12 protein-coding genes are annotated in these 16,879 nt (G+C 60.8%); 4 read left to right on the top strand and 8 right to left on the bottom strand.

The window, feature by feature from the left end:
• Positions 1–13 precede the first annotated feature (13 nt).
• From LC531_RS07235 to parS, 7 genes are all read right to left on the bottom strand, one after another.
• Positions 14–1,696 (bottom strand): family 43 glycosylhydrolase, encoded by a 1,683-nt coding sequence (locus LC531_RS07235; protein WP_223649640.1) that lies wholly within the window; start codon positions 1,694–1,696, stop codon positions 14–16.
• Positions 1,697–1,781: 85 nt separating this feature from the next.
• Positions 1,782–3,314: a RagB/SusD family nutrient uptake outer membrane protein gene (locus LC531_RS07230; RefSeq protein WP_223649639.1), complete on the bottom strand. Its 1,533-nt coding sequence runs from the start codon at positions 3,312–3,314 to the stop codon at positions 1,782–1,784.
• Between the two features lie 121 nt (positions 3,315–3,435).
• Positions 3,436–3,879: a hypothetical protein gene (locus LC531_RS07225; protein ID WP_223649638.1), complete on the bottom strand. Its 444-nt coding sequence runs from the start codon at positions 3,877–3,879 to the stop codon at positions 3,436–3,438.
• The gene (locus LC531_RS07220) at positions 3,773–6,592 is read right to left on the bottom strand and encodes a SusC/RagA family TonB-linked outer membrane protein (protein WP_223649637.1); all 2,820 of its coding nucleotides are present in this window, start codon (positions 6,590–6,592) and stop codon (positions 3,773–3,775) included. Before LC531_RS07220 ends, LC531_RS07225 begins: the two co-directional genes overlap by 107 nt.
• A gap of 464 nt (positions 6,593–7,056) precedes the next feature.
• Positions 7,057–8,046 carry a fatty acid desaturase gene (locus tag LC531_RS07215; protein ID WP_223649636.1) on the bottom strand — a complete coding sequence of 330 codons (990 nt, stop codon included), beginning with the start codon at positions 8,044–8,046 and terminating at the stop codon, positions 7,057–7,059.
• Positions 8,047–8,140: 94 nt separating this feature from the next.
• The gene (locus tag LC531_RS07210; RefSeq protein WP_223649635.1) at positions 8,141–8,602 is read right to left on the bottom strand and encodes an RES family NAD+ phosphorylase; all 462 of its coding nucleotides are present in this window, start codon (positions 8,600–8,602) and stop codon (positions 8,141–8,143) included.
• A gap of 63 nt (positions 8,603–8,665) precedes the next feature.
• On the bottom strand, positions 8,666–9,109 hold the full coding sequence (parS, locus tag LC531_RS07205) for a type II RES/Xre toxin-antitoxin system antitoxin (RefSeq protein ID WP_223649634.1): 444 nt from the start codon (positions 9,107–9,109) through the stop codon (positions 8,666–8,668).
• 195 nt (positions 9,110–9,304) lie between these two features.
• Between parS and LC531_RS07200 the strand changes: the two genes are divergently transcribed.
• The 4 genes from LC531_RS07200 to LC531_RS07185 all read left to right on the top strand — a co-directional run bounded on the left by LC531_RS07200 (position 9,305) and on the right by LC531_RS07185 (position 15,977).
• A complete protein-coding gene (locus tag LC531_RS07200; RefSeq protein ID WP_223649633.1) occupies positions 9,305–10,318 on the top strand; it encodes an amidohydrolase family protein in 1,014 nt (337 codons plus the stop codon).
• Positions 10,319–10,414: 96 nt separating this feature from the next.
• The gene (locus tag LC531_RS07195) at positions 10,415–11,785 is read left to right on the top strand and encodes a sigma-54-dependent transcriptional regulator (RefSeq protein ID WP_223649632.1); all 1,371 of its coding nucleotides are present in this window, start codon (positions 10,415–10,417) and stop codon (positions 11,783–11,785) included.
• A gap of 345 nt (positions 11,786–12,130) precedes the next feature.
• On the top strand, positions 12,131–13,897 hold the full coding sequence (locus LC531_RS07190) for a sensor histidine kinase (RefSeq protein ID WP_223649631.1): 1,767 nt from the start codon (positions 12,131–12,133) through the stop codon (positions 13,895–13,897).
• Positions 13,898–13,943: 46 nt separating this feature from the next.
• Positions 13,944–15,977: a KUP/HAK/KT family potassium transporter gene (locus LC531_RS07185; protein ID WP_223649630.1), complete on the top strand. Its 2,034-nt coding sequence runs from the start codon at positions 13,944–13,946 to the stop codon at positions 15,975–15,977.
• Positions 15,978–16,037: 60 nt separating this feature from the next.
• On the opposite strand, the gene bshB1 is transcribed toward LC531_RS07185, so the two are convergent.
• Positions 16,038–16,763: a bacillithiol biosynthesis deacetylase BshB1 gene (gene bshB1, locus LC531_RS07180; protein WP_223649629.1), complete on the bottom strand. Its 726-nt coding sequence runs from the start codon at positions 16,761–16,763 to the stop codon at positions 16,038–16,040.
• Positions 16,764–16,879 lie beyond the last annotated feature (116 nt).

The raw sequence follows: 16,879 nt of genomic DNA, 5'->3' as shown, positions 1-16,879 counted from the left end.
GAGGAGGGAAAGATTAAAAAACGGACACTTTTTGCGTAAATATGCCCCCTTCGCGGCGCACGCGCACCAAATAGATGCCCGCACTCAGGCCAGTTTCCACGGCCAGCGTCGTTTGCTGCGGGTCAAACTGCCGCTGGTACACCGCCTGCCCCTGTGAATTGACTACCTCTACTACCGTGCTGCCCCCTACCCCGGCCGCGCCGCCCAGCTCCACCGTGAAGCGGCCGGCCTGCGCCGGCACCGGGTAAATGCTGACGCCCGCCAGCGACTGCGCGCGGGCCGCAGCCAGTGGATTAGTCACCAGCGCCGGAATCCAGCGCTGGCAGCCAAAGCCGTTGTATGTCCACAGGCCCAGCTGCTGGCCGGGGGTAGTCGAGCAGTTGGGCACCTCCACCACGTTGTTGCCAGTGGCCGAGGTGAAGATGAACGTGCCATCGCTGGCGCGCTCTACCACGTACTGCTGGCACACGAGGCCATTGGAGGCATACAGCTGAAGCTTAGTGCCCGCGTCGGGCAGGCAGCCAATAACATCCGTGGCCAGGCCGCCGAGGGCGTTCGTGATTTTGTAGGCACCCGCGCCGAGCGGCGTCAGGTTCCACTGCTGGCAGGTGAGGCCGCTGGGCGTGCCCTGGGCCACCAGCTGGCCCGATACGCCGGTGCAGCCCCAGGCATCCCACACCAGGCCGCTATTCTGGTTTTTGAGGGTGTAGCGGCCGGCGTCCAGCCAGTCGCGGCTCACGGTGGGCCAGCCGCTGGCGGCCCAGGTCAGCTGCGCCAGGCCTAGCTTGGGGGCGCCGTTGTCGTAGCCATCGTAATAATGATGGCTGAAATACGTCACGCCGTTCTCCGTGAAAATACCGGTGTGACCCGGCCCGACGTAGCGGGCGGCGCTGCTCAGCAGCGTGGTGCCGCCGTTGGCATTCAGGTCCTTGCCGGTCTGGTCGAGGTAGGGCCCCGTAGGACTGGCCGAGCGGCCCACCTGAATATAGTAGGTGCTGCTGACGCCGTTGCAGCAGGTGCCGCGGTTCACAAAGAGGTAGTAAAAACCATTATTATACGCCACGTAGGAGGCCTCTACCCCCCCATTGGCCACCGTGTATTGGGTAGCAACGTTGAGCGGCTTGCCCGTGGTCGCATCAAGCTGCGTGATGCGAATGCCACCGAAGTACGAACCGTAGCTGAGCCAGAGGTTACTGCTAGCATCGGTAAAGATGGCTGGGTCGATGGCGTTGGCCACGGTGGTCGTATTGCTCGAAATCACCTCGCCCTGGTCGGTCCACTTGTACGCCGGGTCGGTAGCATCGAGCGTCGGGGTGGTGGCCAGCCCGATAGTCGATACCTGTGAGCCAAACGTGGAGCACGAGTAATAGAGGTAATATTTGCCGTTTAGATAGCGGCACTCGGGCGCCCAGAATGTGCCCGCGAAGCCCGGCACCTTGCCGTTAATCCAGCCGGGGTAGGCCGTTTTGGTATACACCGAGGGCGCGTCGGTCCAGTTGATGAGGTCGGTCGAGTATTTGCAGGCAATGCCGTCGCCGGTCCCAAACACCCAGTATTTGCTGCCACTTTTCACAATGGTCGAAGGGTCGTGAATACCTAGCGCACCTTGCAGCGCCAAGGCGGGAGTAACCAGCCAGCCAAGTAGCAGCACCAGTCCGGCCAAGCGCCCGGCGCGCAAAAGTAACGAATGGAGCATAGCGGGTGGGAATGGATGAGTAGAAAACCAGCACAGCCCCTACCCCCCCTTCTAAGCCAGACGAGGGGATAGGGACTTTTCTTAGTTAGTAGCCAGGGTTTTGCTTGATGGTGGGGTCGAGGTCGATGTCGGTCTGCGGCAGGGGTAGGAGCTTCGACTTGCCGAGCACGAAGTTGGTAAAGTCGGGGTCCCTGGCGATGAGGTAGTCGAGGCCCGCCTGGTTGTCGAGCAGGCCCCAGCGCACGATGTCGTACCAGCGCTGGCCTTCGCCGGCCAGCTCGCGGCCGCGCTCATCGCGCATGTAGAGGCGCAGCGCACTCTGGCTAGCTGCGTTGGCCATCGGCACGGGGCCCAGGCCCACGCGGGCCCGCACCTGGTTCACGAGCGGCACGGCGGCCGCCGTTTGGCCCAGCTCATTCAGCGCCTCGGCTTGCAGCAGCAGGATATCGCCGTAGCGAATCAGCCGGAAGTTGATGCCCGAAGTGAAGTTTTCGGGCGTGGTGCGGGTGCGGTCATTCAGGTATTTGCGCCAGTACTGCTGGCTGGGGTTATAGCCCAGCTGCACGAAGGTTTTGCCGTAGAATACGTCTGGGTTGAGCGAGCTGATAATGGAAATATCACGGCGCGGGTCGATGGCGTGCTTCTTGGTGCCGGGTACCAGCGCAGTCGTCGAGTCGGTAAACGAGGCCGTGAGCGACTGCCGGGGCTGCACGTCGGCAAACGAGTAGATGGGCGGCCCGAAGAAGTTGGGTCGGTCGTAGCCCTCCGAGGCGGAGGCAATATCCTGGCCCTGCCCCACGTCGAGCACTGCCCCCGTGTACTGCACCTCAAACAGCGACTCGCTGTTGTTCTCGTTGGCCTCGGTGAAGTTATCCAAGTAGCTGGGCACCAGCGAATACTTACCCGAGCTGATGATGGTCGTGAACAAGGCCGAAGCCTCCGTGTACTTGTGCTGCTGCATGTACATCTTGGCCAGCAGCGCCTGCGCTGCTCCCTTAGTGGCGCGGCCCAGGTCAGCGGCGGCGTAGGCCACGGGCAGGTCGGGGATGGCCGCCATCAGGTCGGCAATTACCTGGGCCTCTACCTCGGCCGGGCCCACCTGCTTCACGCGGGTCGTCACATTGGGCTCTTCCGTAATCAAGGGCACGTTGCCAAAAAACGAATCCAGGTCGTAGTACATCAGCGCTCGGATGAAGCGCGCTTCCGCGAGGTACTGCTTTTGCAGCGTCGCATCCATTGTGATGCTCGGAATGTGGTTCAGCGCCTGATTGGTGCGGAAAATAGTGCGGTAGTAGTCGTTCCAGGCAAAAGCCGAGATGAAGAAGTTATTGTTGGCCTGCACGAAGCGCGTAAACACGGCTAGTTCCACGTAGGGGCTCTGGCTGTATGTCTCGTCCGAGCGGGCCGCCATAAACTGCCAGCAGTGGTCGTACACGCCGTATTGCTGAATGCCTGAATAGGAGGCAATGATGCCCCTGTTCGCATCGTCGGCTGTGAGCCAGAACTGTGACACCGACAGCGTGTTGGGGTTGGTCTGGTTGAGTAAGTCTTTTTTACAGCCAGTGGCGGCCAAAAGGCTGCCCGCCAGCGCCAGGGTAAAGATTTTGTGGGATTTCATAAAAGAGGAGTAGTTAATGACTAGTGACCCGTGACTACTGACTACCAACCAGTGCCGAATGCTTCATTGGCCGCGCGGCGCGCTGCCCAAGCATTCGGCACCGGTCGTTCGTCATCCATCATTAAAAAGTGGCCTGCACGCCGCCCGTGAACGTACGCACGTTGGGGTAGGCGCTGTTATCGATACCCCGGCCGAAGAAGTCGGGATTCGAAATTTCGGGGTCGTAGCCCGTGTACTTGGTGAAGGTCACGATGTTGCGCCCCGTCACGTACACCCGCAGCGAGTTGATAGCCGGGGCCCAGCCCAGCAGATTCTTGCCGAAGGTGTAGCCCAGCTGCACGTTCTTCAGGCGCAGGTACGAGCCGTCTTCCAGCCAGCGCGTGGTGTTGTAGAGGGCATTCATCGAGGCCGAGTTCGAGTTAGCCCCGCCACCCTGCAGCAGACGGGCGTTGGAATTGCTAGGGTTGTCGGCCGACCACGGCAGCACGTTCAGCTCGTAGTTGCTGGGGCCGTCGTAGCGCTCCAGGGCGTACTTGGCGTTGTTGTAAATCACGTTGCCGTGCACGCCCTGCGCGAATATCGACAGGTCGAAGCCCTTGTAGCCCAGGCTCACGTTCAGGCCGTATTGCAGGGTAGGGAAGGGTGACCACGTGCACGCGGTCTTTAGAGTCAATCACGCCGTCGCCGTTGGTATCGGCATACTTCACGTCGCCGGGCGCGGCGTAGGGCTGAATCACCTGGCCCGCCGCGTTCTTGTAGTTCGCCACCTCATCCTGCGTCTGGAAGATGCCCGCCATCGGAATCAGGAAGAACGAGCCCACCGACGTGCCCACGCCCGTGCTGGTCAGGTTCTGGCCATCTATTAGTGTCTGGCCGGCGTTAGGTACCGCCGTCACCAGGTTTTGCAGCGTGGTTACGTTAGCGTTAACACTGTATCTGAATTCTCCTGCCGTGTTCTGGTAACCCAGGGCTAGCTCCAGACCTTTGTTTTGAATGTTGCCCGCATTCTCATATACCGGCCCAAAATTGCCGGTGTAAATAGGCACTACCACGGGGGCCAAGGCCTTGCGTGACTCCGACACGTAGTAGTCGGCCGTGAAAGTCAAGTGATTGTCGAATACGGCCAAGTCCAGACCCACGTCTTTCACGCGGCGCTCTTCCCACTGCAAGCCAGGGCTTGGCAATACCGTAGCGGTTCGGCCATTCGTGATGACCTGCCCGCTGCCCAGTACGTAGTTCGTGTTCTGATTAATAGTGGCGGTAGGCAGGTAAGCGCCGTAATACGGAATGTTAGCGCCGTTCAGCTGGTCGTTGCCAATGATACCGTAGCTGGCCCGCACTTTCAGGTTGCTCACCATCGGCAAGGCATTCTTAAAGAACTCCTCCTCGCTAATACGGTAACCGATGGACGCGGCCCCGAAGTTGCCGTAGCGGTTCTGCTCTACGAAGCGCGACGAGCCATCGCGCCGGTAGCTACCCGACAGCAGGTAGCGGTTCTTGTAGTCATAGGTAGCCTGCGAGAAGTACGAGCGATTCGTAACCACTACGTCAGCGCCCGTCACCACGCCAACGTTTTGACCAGCGCTCAACTGAAAATAGTACTGGGGCGTGGCGGTAAAGCCCTGGGTCTGGGCGCTGGTATTATGGTAGTCCATGTACCGCTCCGAGTAGCCCCCCAGCACATTCACGTGGTGGTCCCCAAAGCTCTTGTTGAAGTTCAGGGTGTTCTCGGCCATCAAAAACACGTCGTAGCCCTCATACTCCGTCAAGGATGACGTATTAATCTGCGTATTCTGGCGCAAAATGCCCAGCTGCTGCGCATCCGAATTGCTGTACATGTGCCCATCCATCGCCAGGTTCAGGCGGTAGGTCAGGAAGTCAAAAATGGAATAGTCGAACGTCATGTTGCCCGCCAGGCGGTTGTCCGACTGCCGGCGCGTCAGCAATTGCTGCGCGCCGACGGGGTTGGTGGCGAAGGTGTTGAGTTTGGTCGAGCCCGTGCCGAAGCCCCCCAGGTTGGCCGGGTCGTACACCGGAATGGTAGGCAGAAAAGTCACCACGTCAATAAACGGAAACCCATTAAGCAGCGTCGTGTTGAGGTGCGTGAGCTGGGCATTTTCCTGAAAGCGAAACTTTCCCTTGGTCATCCCCGAGTTCAGGCGCAGGCTGTAGCGCTTAAAGTCAGGACCCTTTACTACCCCCTGCTGGTGGAAGTATTCGCCCGAAATCAGGTAGTTGCTACCCGCGTTGTCGCCCGTAGTACCTCCCGAGAAGTTCACGTTGTAGTCCTCCACCCGGCCCGTCTGGAAAAACTCCTTCTGCCAGTCGGTATCCACGTTGGGGTTGAACGCGCCGCCGGCTCCCTTCACCGCGCCGGCCAGGCTATTCTGGCCCGCATTGAGCGGGTCGAGGCCGGCGTTGGCGTAGGCTTGCACGGCGCGGTCGGCCCATTGGCTGGCGTTGGTCAGCTGGTAGCGCTTAGACACGTTGTCGATGCCGGTATAGGCATTGATGCCAATGGTTGGCACGCCCGCCTTGCCCTTTTTGGTCGTTATCTGGATAACGCCGTTGGCCCCGCGCGCACCATAAATGGCCGTCGAGGAGGCATCTTTCAGCACGTTGAGCGTCGCAATGTCATTGGGGTTAAGGTCCCGGATGTTGTCCGTCCACAGGCCGTCAATCACGTAGAGCGGGGCACTGTTGCTATTGCCCAGGCCACCCGTGCCGCGCACAACAACTATTGGCGCGTCGCCGGGCCCGCCCGAGCCCGTCACCTGCACGCCCGCTACCTGCCCTTGCAGGGCCTGCGTAATGGTAGGCACTGGCATTTTGGTAGCCTCCTTCACGTTGAGCGTACCTACGGCGCTACTCAGGTTCTGGCGGTCCTGGGCCAGGTAGCCTACCACCACCACATCGGCCAGCGACTTGCTATCGGGCACCAGGGCTACGTCAATGCTGGGGCGGTCGCCCACGGCTACCTCCTGGCTCAGGTAGCCGATGTAGGAAAATATGAGCGTGGCCCCGGCCGGCGTCTCAATCGTGTAGCGGCCGTCCGCGTTGGTTTGCGCCCCCGTGCTGGTGCCCTTCACGATGACGTTGACGCCGGGCAGGCCGTTACCTTTTTCGTCCACGACGCGGCCGGTTACGGGGCCGGCAGCCGAGGCTGGGCGGCTCGTTTCGGTGGCGGCCCGGCTGTGGGCCAACAGGGGCTGGAGGGGTAGGCAGCTGAGGGCGGCTGGCACCAGAAGCCGCCCCATCTTGGGTACTGACTTTCTCATGAGCGAGAAGGGGTTGGGTGGGAAAAATGAAATGAGTTACGGGCAAACTTTACACAATCGATTGTGTAAGCAGCTTAAAAAAAACGCCATCAACTACCCGGCTTGCCTGGAAAGGCGCAGCCAACGTGATGCCGCTTTGAATCAGCGAGACAATAATACTGGTTTTTTTTAAAGATAACAAAAAGAAAATTGTCAATGAAAGCCGATTTACTATCAAAAACCTTATTGAAATCGCTTGCGAAGAGAAATATGGAGAATGCGGACCAAGAAAAAACTTCTTTTTAGCACCCAAAAAAGTTCACATTAACGATTGTGCAAAGCAGAAACCTAATTCTTCGGCCACCGTGACCGACTGCCAACGGCAGCACCTGGTGCACCGGGTATTAAAATACCCCCACCACCTGCCCGTCTGGGGCACGTAGTGGGGGTAGGGCCTACCCTGCTAGGGCGGCCGAAAGCGTTGGCTATTTGGCTACGGGTACCAAAAGGGCCACCTGGCTTGCCACGGTTTCGCCGCGCACAACGCGCGAGTAGAGCGATATTTCCTGGTCGAATAAAAAGCGCAGCAGCACCTTGGTGTAACTGGTGTGGTGTAGCAGCGGCTCGTAGAACTCGGGAGCCAGGCGGCGCAGCTCGGGCAGCTTGTTCCAGGGTACGCCGGGCAGGTCGTGGTGCTCGTTATGGTAGCCGATGTTGAGGTGCACGCCGTTGAGGCGGCCGTAGTAAGAGGTTGTTTCCTGCTCGGGGCTTAAGATGAGGTAGTGCTCCTGAATCCAGCGCGCACCCACCGGGTGCAGGCTCACCGAAAACCAGAAGCTAAAAAACAGGTACAGAAACGCCGCCGGTCCCAGCCAGAAGTAGATACCCACGTTGAAGGCAATCTGGGCTACCCAGTTGGCCGCGATGTACTTATCGAACGGCACCACGCTGCGGCAGCGAAACGTGCGCACCAGCTGAAAAATCGGGAAAAAGAACAACCACACGGCCTTGCCAATGGCGTAGTGCTGAATGAGCTTAGCCTCGTAGTGGTCGGGCAGGTCGGCATCGTGCTCGAAGTGGCCCAGCGCCGAGTGGTGCTTGAGGTGAAACTTGCGAAAGCTCATGGCCGTGGGCAGCACCATCGGTAGATTGGCCCCGATGCCCACCGCTGCATTAGCCCACTGGCCCTTAAACACTAAGTTGTGAGTAGCCTCGTGAATAATGACGAACAGCGTGTGGCACACGAACGCACCCAGCACGTAGGAGGCGGCCAGCGTCCAGTACCACGCCTGGCCGCGCAAAGCGTAGGCCACTGCCACTTGCAGGGCCACGCAGCCCACCGTAATGAGCGCCGTGGTGGCGTTACGCGTCATCAGGCGCTTCACCTCGGGGTGCGCCTTGAGCAACTGGCGGGCACGCACGTGGTGCGTTACCGGCTCGGCAGTAGGGATATAAGCGGTAGGGGCGGTAGGCATAGAAGGAAAAAAGACGATGCGAGACTACTCGGGGCCGCTAAGATACTTCCCAATCAATCTCGTAAGCTCGTAACAGCAGCCCGCCAACTTAGTTCTATCCCGGCTCCGGGGCCTTGATACGCGGGTCGAATGCAAAGTCCTCCCAGCCCGCAATATGTATTTGTCCGAAATCGGGGTGGCGGGTGTTGAGTACGTAGTTGTGCTCGTGGGCAATGATGGAGGATGGCACCCGCAGCACGGCGGCCGCCTGCCGACGATACCAGGCTGCTCCCAGCGGCTGGCAGCGGGCGTAGGCGCTGGTGGGCTGCCAATCGGGGGGTAGGTCGGCCAGGGTCAGCTCTTCAACCAACAGTTCATCCGACACGGCTATCCGTATGACTGTAAACAGGTTATTTAACCCCTCACCGCTGCGGTGCACCACATTTTCGAGGCAGGCCAGCGCCCGGCTGCCAGCGGCATAAATAACGAGTTGCCCACGCTCGTTCCAGCGGCCCGAATTACCGGAGGCTACCAGCTCACCCGCGTACTTGGTCAGGCAAATACGGTAGATTTCCACTAATGAATCTGGCTGGTATGCTGTGGGCTTTTTTCCTGAACGAAAGCTAAGTGCTTAAAAAAATCAGGCAAAGTCGCCGTAGGCAATGCGGCTTACTTCCTCGGCTACTAGGTCGATGCCGCCGCTGGTTTGGAGCAGGGCGAGGGGCGGCTGGTTGTCGAGGCCAAACGCGGGCTTGCCCAGCCAGCGCCGAAACGCCGTGGGCTCGCCAAATACTTCGCCGCCCTGCCGGGCCAGGGCCAACAGCTTGAGCACCTGCTCGCTGGCGGCCGGGGCCAAGCGCTTGTTGGCATCGCGGTAGGTGCGCAGGGTTTTGGTGGTGGTGTGCAGCAGGTCGGCCAGCTCATCGGTGCTCAGCAGCAATAAGTTAGCCACGGCGAAGGCCGATTTGGCAGGCACACCGGAGCGCGCCTCCATCACGAGGGCGAAGGAATCGGTGACAACGGCGGCCAGGCTGGTCAGCGCCGCCGGCAAGTGGCTGGAAACGTAGGTTGGCGTGACAAGCATCGGACAAGTAAAAGTGGACTAGACCCATACGACTGGGCAAAGACCCGGTAAAGATGGGAAATTTTTCTTTATGAAACGGAAATTTTTCCTTTTTGTTCCGCAATTATCTTTTGTTAATCAGCAAAGCCCGTAACGCTGGCAGCAAGCTGGCCGTTTGCAGCCAACTCCTTTTCCACTTTTCTACCCTGCTTTTTTATGCCGCCCCTACCCCTGCCCCAGCGCATTGTAGCGCTCGAAGAACATGTTTCGCTACCCGACATGATTAAGCGCATCAGCCCGGCTGCCCGGCAGCAGTCAGGTTGGCCCGCCGACGATGACCCAAACTCACCTGTGCAGCAACAGCAGCAAAAGCTGGCCGAAGTTGGCCCCGAGCGCCTGCGCCTGATGGACGAGGCCGGCATCACGATGCAGGTACTATCCATTTCGGGACCGGGGGCCGAGCTGCTGTCACCGGCAGAAGGCCCGGCTTTCGCGCGCGAGTACAACGACCGGCTGGCCGGACTCATTGCCCCGCATCCTGACCGTTTTGCCGGTTTTGCCCACCTGCCCACCACCAACCCCGAGGCGGCGGCCAGCGAGCTGGCGCGCACCGTGCGCGAGCATCATTTTCGGGGGGCGCTGATTAGCGGCACGGTTCAAAATCAATTTCTCGATAGCCCGCAGTTTGCGCCGCTGCTGGCGCAGGCCCAGGAGCTGGGCGTGCCGCTGTATCTGCATCCTGGGGTGCCGCCCGCCCCGGTGCGGGCCATTTACTACGAAAACCTACCCAATGGACTGGGCCAGAACCTGGCCATGGCGGGCTTTGGCTGGCACGCCGAAACCGCCATTCACGTGCTACGGCTCATCGTGAGCGGTACGCTGGAACGCTACCCCCGCCTCAAGCTCATCATCGGCCACATGGGCGAAATGCTGCCCGTGATGATGGCCCGCGCCGACCAGACGATGCCCCCCAGCCAGACCAAGCTGCCGCGCAGCATCAGCCAGACGCTGCGCGACCAGGTGTACATTACCACCAGCGGCATCTTCACGCGCCCGCCGCTGGAAGCCGCGCTGGCTACGTTTGGCTTGGATAATATATTGTTTTCCGTCGATTATCCCTTTGCCCCCAACACGGCGGGCCACGCGTTTTTGGCGGGCCTGCAATTGCCGCCGGCCGACATAGCCAAGCTGGCTTATCAGAACGCCGACCAGCTGCTGGGCTTGCAGTAGCGCGAACTTTGTAGTTCGCGTTCGCGCTTCGGTAGTTTACCGCCCAACTTGCGCGGGGATGCGAATTACGAGGTTCGTGCCGCTGCCCTACCCCCTATGTCCTCCCCGCCTACCCTGCTCCTGATTGAAGACGAAACCCGCCTGCGCCAGGTGCTGGCGCGGGTGTTGGAGCTGGAAGGCTACGCCGTGCTGCAAGCCCCTGACGCCCGGCGCGGCCTGCAACTGCTGGCCGAGCACGCCGGCGAAATCCTGGTCGTTCTCTCCGATGTGAAGCTGCCCGACGGCGACGGCGTGGCCCTGCTGCCACGCTACCAGGCCGCCGCCCCGCTGGCCGAAATCATCCTGCTCACCGCCTACGGCACCGTGCCCGACGGCGTGCGGGCCATGAAGCAGGGCGCGTTTGATTACTTAACGAAAGGTGATTCCGACGACCAGCTGGTGGTGGTGGTGGCCCGCGCTGTGGAGAAGGCCCAGCTGCGCCGCCGCGTGGCCGAGCTGGAAAAGCAGGTGGGCCAGCCATACACGTTTGAGGCCATGATTGGGCAGTCGGCGGCGCTAGGTAAGGCCAAGGCCCTGGCCGAGCGCGTGGCTCCCACCGACAGCACGGTGCTGCTCGAAGGGCCAACCGGCGCGGGCAAAGAGCTTTTTGCCCAGGCCATTCACCAGGCCAGCGCGCGGCGGGGCAAGCCTTTCGTGGCCGTCAATTGCAGCGCTTTTCCGAAAGACTTATTGGAATCGGAGTTATTCGGCTACAAGAAGGGCGCTTTTACCGGCGCGCTTTCGGATAAAAAAGGCTTATTAGAAGAAGCCAGCGGCGGCACGCTTTTTCTGGATGAAATCGGGGAGTTGGACCTGGCCGTGCAGGCCAAGTTTCTACGGGTACTTGAAACCCAGGAATTTACCAAACTTGGCGATACCCGGCCCACGAAAGTGAACGTGCGCCTCATCGCGGCCACCAACCGCAACCTGCGCCAGGAAGCTGCCGAAGGTCATTTTCGGCCCGATTTATACTACCGCCTTTCGGTGTTTGAGCTGGCGGTGCCGCCGCTCAGCGCCCGCCCCGCCGACGTGGCCCCGCTGGCCGAGCACTTTTTGCGCCTCTTTGCCGCCAAGCTGCGCAAGCGCCTGCCTGGCTTCGAGCCCGAAGCGCTGGCCCGCCTGGCCCGCTACCCCTGGCCCGGCAATGTGCGCGAACTCAAAAACGTGCTGGAGCGCGCCGCCATCCTGGCCGCTGACAATCAGCCCCTGACCGTGGACGACCTACCGCCTGAGTTTCAATACCTGCCCGCCGCGGCCCCTACCCCCCCTGACCCCGCCGACCGCAGCCTGCGCGCCGTGGAGGGCCGCCACATTGGCCAGGTACTGCGCGAAACCGGCGGCAACAAGATGGAAGCCGCCCGCCAGCTCGGCATCAGTGTAAAGACGCTCTACCGCAAGATTGAGGAATTTGGACTGGGTAGGGAATAGGGAGCAGGGAGTAGTGCGCATAGGATAATTACCTGTCATTACAAGCCTGCGAAGCAATTGCGCCAAAACGATAACCCGCACGACTTATTCTGGCGCGATTACTTCGCGTTGCTCGCAATGACAGGCTTTCTAGCCTCGTATTCGTGCCACTTTTTGACCTGGCCACCGGGTCAAAATGACTTGCCTAGCAGTTGAAGTGCTGCGTCTGGATTTAATAATATCAAATTTATTAAGCTGATTATCAGTCTAAAACCCATCCCTGCTCCCTACTTTTTCACGTAAGGCCCTTCATTCGCTACTGCTGGCTTACCGGCACCGCATCAGCGGCGCACACCGGTTGCCACTATGCGTTTGCACACCAAAATAACGTTGGGTTTCCTGGCTATGCTGGGGTTGTTGCTGGGCATTTCCTTTTACGCCTCCGTCACGCTGAGCCGACTCGACCGGGCCAACCGGGCGGTATTGCAGGATAATTTTTACTCGGTGCAACTGGGCCAGGGCATGTTGCAGGCTCTGGATAACCTCACCGCCGACCCGGCCGCCACGCCCACCTTGGGTCGCCTGCATAGCCTGCTGGCCCGCGAGGCCGCCAACATCACCGAGCCCGGCGAACGCCGCCTCGTCGATAGCCTTACCCAGGTGCTGAACGCCTACCCCGGCCCTAGTGCCGCCGCCGGCCAAGCGCAGCTACGCCAGCTCACGCACCGCGTGGTGGCCCTGAACCTGACAGCCCTGGCCCGCAAAAACGGGCAGGCTATGCACGCCGCCGCCCAAGCCAAAAATTATTTACTGCTATTCAGCGTGCTGAGCGCCCTGGTGGGCCTGATGCTGGTGGGCAGCGTGCCGCAAGCGGCCGTAGGCGGCCTGCGCAAGCTGACTGCCAGCCTCGACCACGCCACGCGTACCGACTTCGCGGCCACCGTGCCCATCGAAAGCAGCGACGAGGTGGGCCAGGTAACGGCCGCCTTTAACCGCCTGCTGGTGCACGTACAGGACGTGCGCAGCCACAGCCTGGCCGACGTGGTAACCGAGCGCAATCGCACCAGCGGCCTCGTGCAAACGCTGGGTGAGCCGATTTTCCTGCTCGACCCCAGCCGCCGCCTGCTCGTGGCTAACCCCGCCGCCTGCACCCTACTCAGCTTGCCCGAAAGCCGCGTGCTGGGTCGCCCGGCCGCCGAGCTGGCCCAGGAAAACCCGGTTTTTGCGCAGTTGCTGGCTCCGGCGCTGCTGCCGGTGGCCCAGCGGCCAGTGGGCCCGCAGCCGTTTTCGGTGGTAGGGGCCGATGGCGCGCCGGCGCACTACCAATTGGCGGTGCACGAGGCGGTGGCCTTTAATGAGGCGCGCGACCAGATGGAAGCCGTGGGCACGGTGCTGGCCCTGCGCAACGTGTCGGCTTTCCGGCAGCTCGACCAGACTAAATCGGACTTCCTGGCCACGGCCGCGCACGAGCTGAAAACGCCGCTTTCGAGCATCAACTTCAACCTCAAGCTCTTGCACGACCCGCGCGTGGGCGGCCTCAACGCCGAGCAGCAGGAGATTGTGGCGACCATTAAGGAAGAAAACCAGCGCCTGCTGCGCCTGGTGGGTGAACTGCTGACCGTAGCCCGCCTCGACGCCGGCCAGGGCATTGCCCTCGACCCGCGCCCGCTGGCCGTGGCCGACCTGGTGGCCGCCGCTACCGCACCGCTGCACTTGCAGCTGCGGGCCCGCCACCTCACCCTCGATACCCAGCTGCCCGCCAACCTGCCGGCCATCCGCGCCGACCATGAAAAAACCGCCTGGGTGCTGCTCAACCTGCTGGTGAACGCCGTGCGCTACTCGCCCGAGCAGGGCCATATTCTGCTCAGTGCGGCCCCTACCCCCGACCAGCGGGCCGTACGCGTGCAGGTGCAGGACCACGGCCCCGGCATCGCGGCAGCCGACCAGCAGCGCATTTTCGAGCGCTTTGCCCAGGGCCCCGCCCCTACCCCCCCCGGCGCGGCCGACGACCACGGTACCGGCCTGGGCCTGAGCATCTCGCGCGAGTTCATCGCCAGCCAGGGCGGCGAGCTGGGCGTAGAAAGCACCGCCGGCCAGGGCAGCACCTTCTACTTCACGCTGCCAGTGGCCTGAGCGTACCGGACTACTCCATTACTTATTACCCATCACCCATTACCTTATGTCTACCCTTCCTACTGAAGACAACATCCACCTGCGGCGCGTCACGGCGGCGGGGTTGCTGGTCACGCTAGGCATCATTTTCGGCGATATCGGTACGTCGCCGCTCTACGTGTTCCAGACCATCATCGGCGACCGGCCGGTGAGCGAGCTGCTGGTGTACGGCGGCGTATCGGCCGTGTTCTGGACGCTCACGCTCCAGACCACTATTAAGTACATCATGCTCACGCTGGAGGCCGATAACCACGGCGAGGGTGGCATTTTTTCGCTGTTCTCGCTGGTAAAAAAGCGCGGGCACTGGCTGCTGTTTCCGGCCATCATCGGGGCGGGCACGCTGCTGGCCGATGGCATTATTACGCCGCCCATCTCGGTATCGTCGGCCATTGAGGGCTTGAAACTTCTCTACCCTTCCCTCAACACCGAAACCATTGTTATCATCGTGATTGCCATCATCACGCTGCTATTCGCGTTTCAGCAGTTTGGCACCAAGATAGTGGGCGCGGCTTTCGGGCCGATAATGCTGCTCTGGTTTTCGGCCATTGCGGCGCTGGGCATCGCCCAGATTCTGCACTACCCCGGTGTGCTGGCCGCCCTCAACCCGGTGTACGCCATCCGGCTATTAACCGAATATCCAAAAGGCTTCTGGCTGCTGGGCGCGGTATTTCTATGCACTACCGGGGCCGAGGCGCTGTACTCCGACCTGGGCCACTGCGGGCGCAAGAACATCCGCACCTCCTGGGTTTTTGTGAAAAGCGCCCTAGTCCTCAACTACCTGGGCCAGGCCGCCTGGACGATGGGCCACGTGGGTCACTCGCTGGCCGGCAACCAGAACCCGTTTTTCATGATTGCCCCGCAGTGGGCCCTCGTGCCGCTCATCATCCTGGCCACGCTGGCCACCATTATTGCCTCGCAGGCGCTCATTTCGGGCTCCTACACGCTTATTTCGGAGGCCGTCAGCCTGCGTTTCTGGCCCAAGGTGCGGGTGCTGTTTCCCACCGACCAGCGCGGCCAGATTTACGTGCCCAGCATCAACTGGCTGCTGTGGTTTGGCTGCGTGTGCGTGCAGCTTTGGTTTAAAACGTCGGAGGCCATGACGGCGGCCTACGGCTTCAGCATCACGGTGGCCATGCTGATGACCAGCATCTTGCTGTCGCAGTACCTGCGCGGCGTCAAGCATTGGGCAGTGCCGGTGGTGGGGCTGCTCATGCTGGTCTTTTTCACCGTCGAAATGTCCTTTCTTATTGCCAACGTCACCAAGCTGCTCAACCGGCTGGGCATCCTGGTCTTCGAGTGGGGCCTGATTTTTATGATGTACGTGGGCTACCGCGGCCGCGAAATCAAGAACAGCCTGCTGACCCTGGTGTCGGTGGCCGGCACCAAGCCTACCCTCCTCGAATTGAGCCAGGATGAGTCGGTGACCAAATACGCCAGCAACCTCGTGTACCTCACCCACAGCAAGAAGCCCGGCGAGCTGGAAAACGAAATCATGTATTCCATCCTGCGCAAGCAGCCCAAACGCGCTGACCGCTACTGGTTCATCAACATGAGCATCCTCACGGACCCGTACTCGACCCGCTATTCGGTGGAAGAACTAGTGCCCGGCGTGGCCTACAAGATTAATTTTAAGCTGGGCTTCCGGGTGCAGCCGCGCCTTAATCTGCTATTCCGCCGCGTACTGGAGCAGATGGGTAAGGAAGGTGAAATCGACATTACCTCGCGCTACGACTCGCTGGCCCGCTACCAGATGCCTGGCGATTTCCGCTTTGTGGTGCTCGAAAAAGTGCTTAGCTATGATAATCAGCTTAGCTTCAAGGAGCGCTTTATCCTGAACGGCTACTTCTTCGTCAACCGCTTCGCCATCTCCGACCAGCAGCTCTTCGGTCTCGATACCAGCGATGTAGCCATCGAGAAAGTCCCGCTCACCGTTAAGCCCGCGACCGCTACCCACGACCTGCTGCGCGACCCGCCTGAGCAGGCCCAAGACCCCGTGCCCGTGGAAGCCATCCGCGCCGAGCGAGCCGCCGTGAAGGTGTAAGGCGCTACCCCCGTTTGTCCTGGCGAGCATGTTGCGCAACATGCTCGCCAGGACAAATGGTTAAATCAGGTCGCCCAGCTCCTTCACACCAATCGGCCGCTCCACGGTATAGCCTTCGCCAAACTCTACCCCAATCAGGTGCCCAAACTCGCGGGCGCGGGCTTCCATGAAGTGCGAAAACGTTTGGCCCGAGAGGTAGGTTACCGGCGCCGTAGGGTCGGCATTGGTATTGAAAAACTGCGTACCGTAGGCATTGATGCTAGCCCACTTGCCGGCCCAATGCGGGGTAATATCTACCACGAAATCGGCCGGAATCTGGCGGTCCTGAATGTAGTGATACACGTGTTTGGGCCGCCAGGCGGCCTGCGGCTGGCCATCTCCCCCGAGCGTCTCAATCATGCGCAGGCCGCTCAGAAAGCAGGCATCGGTGGCAAGCTGCGCGCCGCGGCCGTGGTCGGGGTGCCGGTCCGAGATGGCATTGCAAAGCACAATGTCGGGTTGGTAGCGCCGGATGGCCGCGATGAGCGGCAGCTGGTGCTCGCGGTCATTTTTGAAAAAGCCGTCGGGTAAGCCCAGGTTTTCACGCGCGCTGAGTTGGAGAATTTTGCTGGCCGCCGCCGACTCGGCCGCCCTGATTTCGGGGGTGCCGCGCGTGCCCAGCTCGCCGCGCGTAAAGTCCACGATGCCCACTTTCTTGCCCGCCGCCACGGCCGCCAGCAGCGTGCCTGAGCACGACATCTCTACATCATCGGGGTGGGCCCCCAAGGCCAGAATAGCAAGCTTCATAGTACAAATGCCAGCATATCGGCTGGTTGCTACAAAGGTATCGCTGCCACCGCCCGACAATTTTCCGTCCTAATCAGCCGGCAAAATAAATTTTGGGCCGGTAGCTTAAACTCTGA

Source organism: Hymenobacter psoromatis (genome assembly GCF_020012125.1).
Classification (GTDB): Bacteria; Bacteroidota; Bacteroidia; order Cytophagales; family Hymenobacteraceae; genus Hymenobacter; species Hymenobacter psoromatis.
This window is presented reverse-complemented; position numbering and strand designations above follow the sequence as displayed.

Bases quoted from the DNA above. Each gene is read 5' to 3' on its own strand.
- LC531_RS07235 (WP_223649640.1), bottom strand. From the start codon at position 1,696: ATGCTCCATTCGTTACTTTTGCGCGCCGGGCGCTTGGCCGGACTGGTG.
- LC531_RS07230 (WP_223649639.1), bottom strand. From the start codon at position 3,314: ATGAAATCCCACAAAATCTTTACCCTGGCGCTGGCGGGCAGCCTTTTG.
- LC531_RS07220 (WP_223649637.1), bottom strand. From the start codon at position 6,592: ATGAGAAAGTCAGTACCCAAGATGGGGCGGCTTCTGGTGCCAGCCGCC.
- LC531_RS07215 (WP_223649636.1), bottom strand. From the start codon at position 8,046: ATGCCTACCGCCCCTACCGCTTATATCCCTACTGCCGAGCCGGTAACG.
- parS (WP_223649634.1), bottom strand. From the start codon at position 9,109: ATGCTTGTCACGCCAACCTACGTTTCCAGCCACTTGCCGGCGGCGCTG.
- LC531_RS07200 (WP_223649633.1), top strand. From the start codon at position 9,305: ATGCCGCCCCTACCCCTGCCCCAGCGCATTGTAGCGCTCGAAGAACAT.
- LC531_RS07195 (WP_223649632.1), top strand. From the start codon at position 10,415: ATGTCCTCCCCGCCTACCCTGCTCCTGATTGAAGACGAAACCCGCCTG.
- LC531_RS07190 (WP_223649631.1), top strand. From the start codon at position 12,131: ATGCGTTTGCACACCAAAATAACGTTGGGTTTCCTGGCTATGCTGGGG.
- LC531_RS07185 (WP_223649630.1), top strand. From the start codon at position 13,944: ATGTCTACCCTTCCTACTGAAGACAACATCCACCTGCGGCGCGTCACG.
- bshB1 (WP_223649629.1), bottom strand. From the start codon at position 16,763: ATGAAGCTTGCTATTCTGGCCTTGGGGGCCCACCCCGATGATGTAGAG.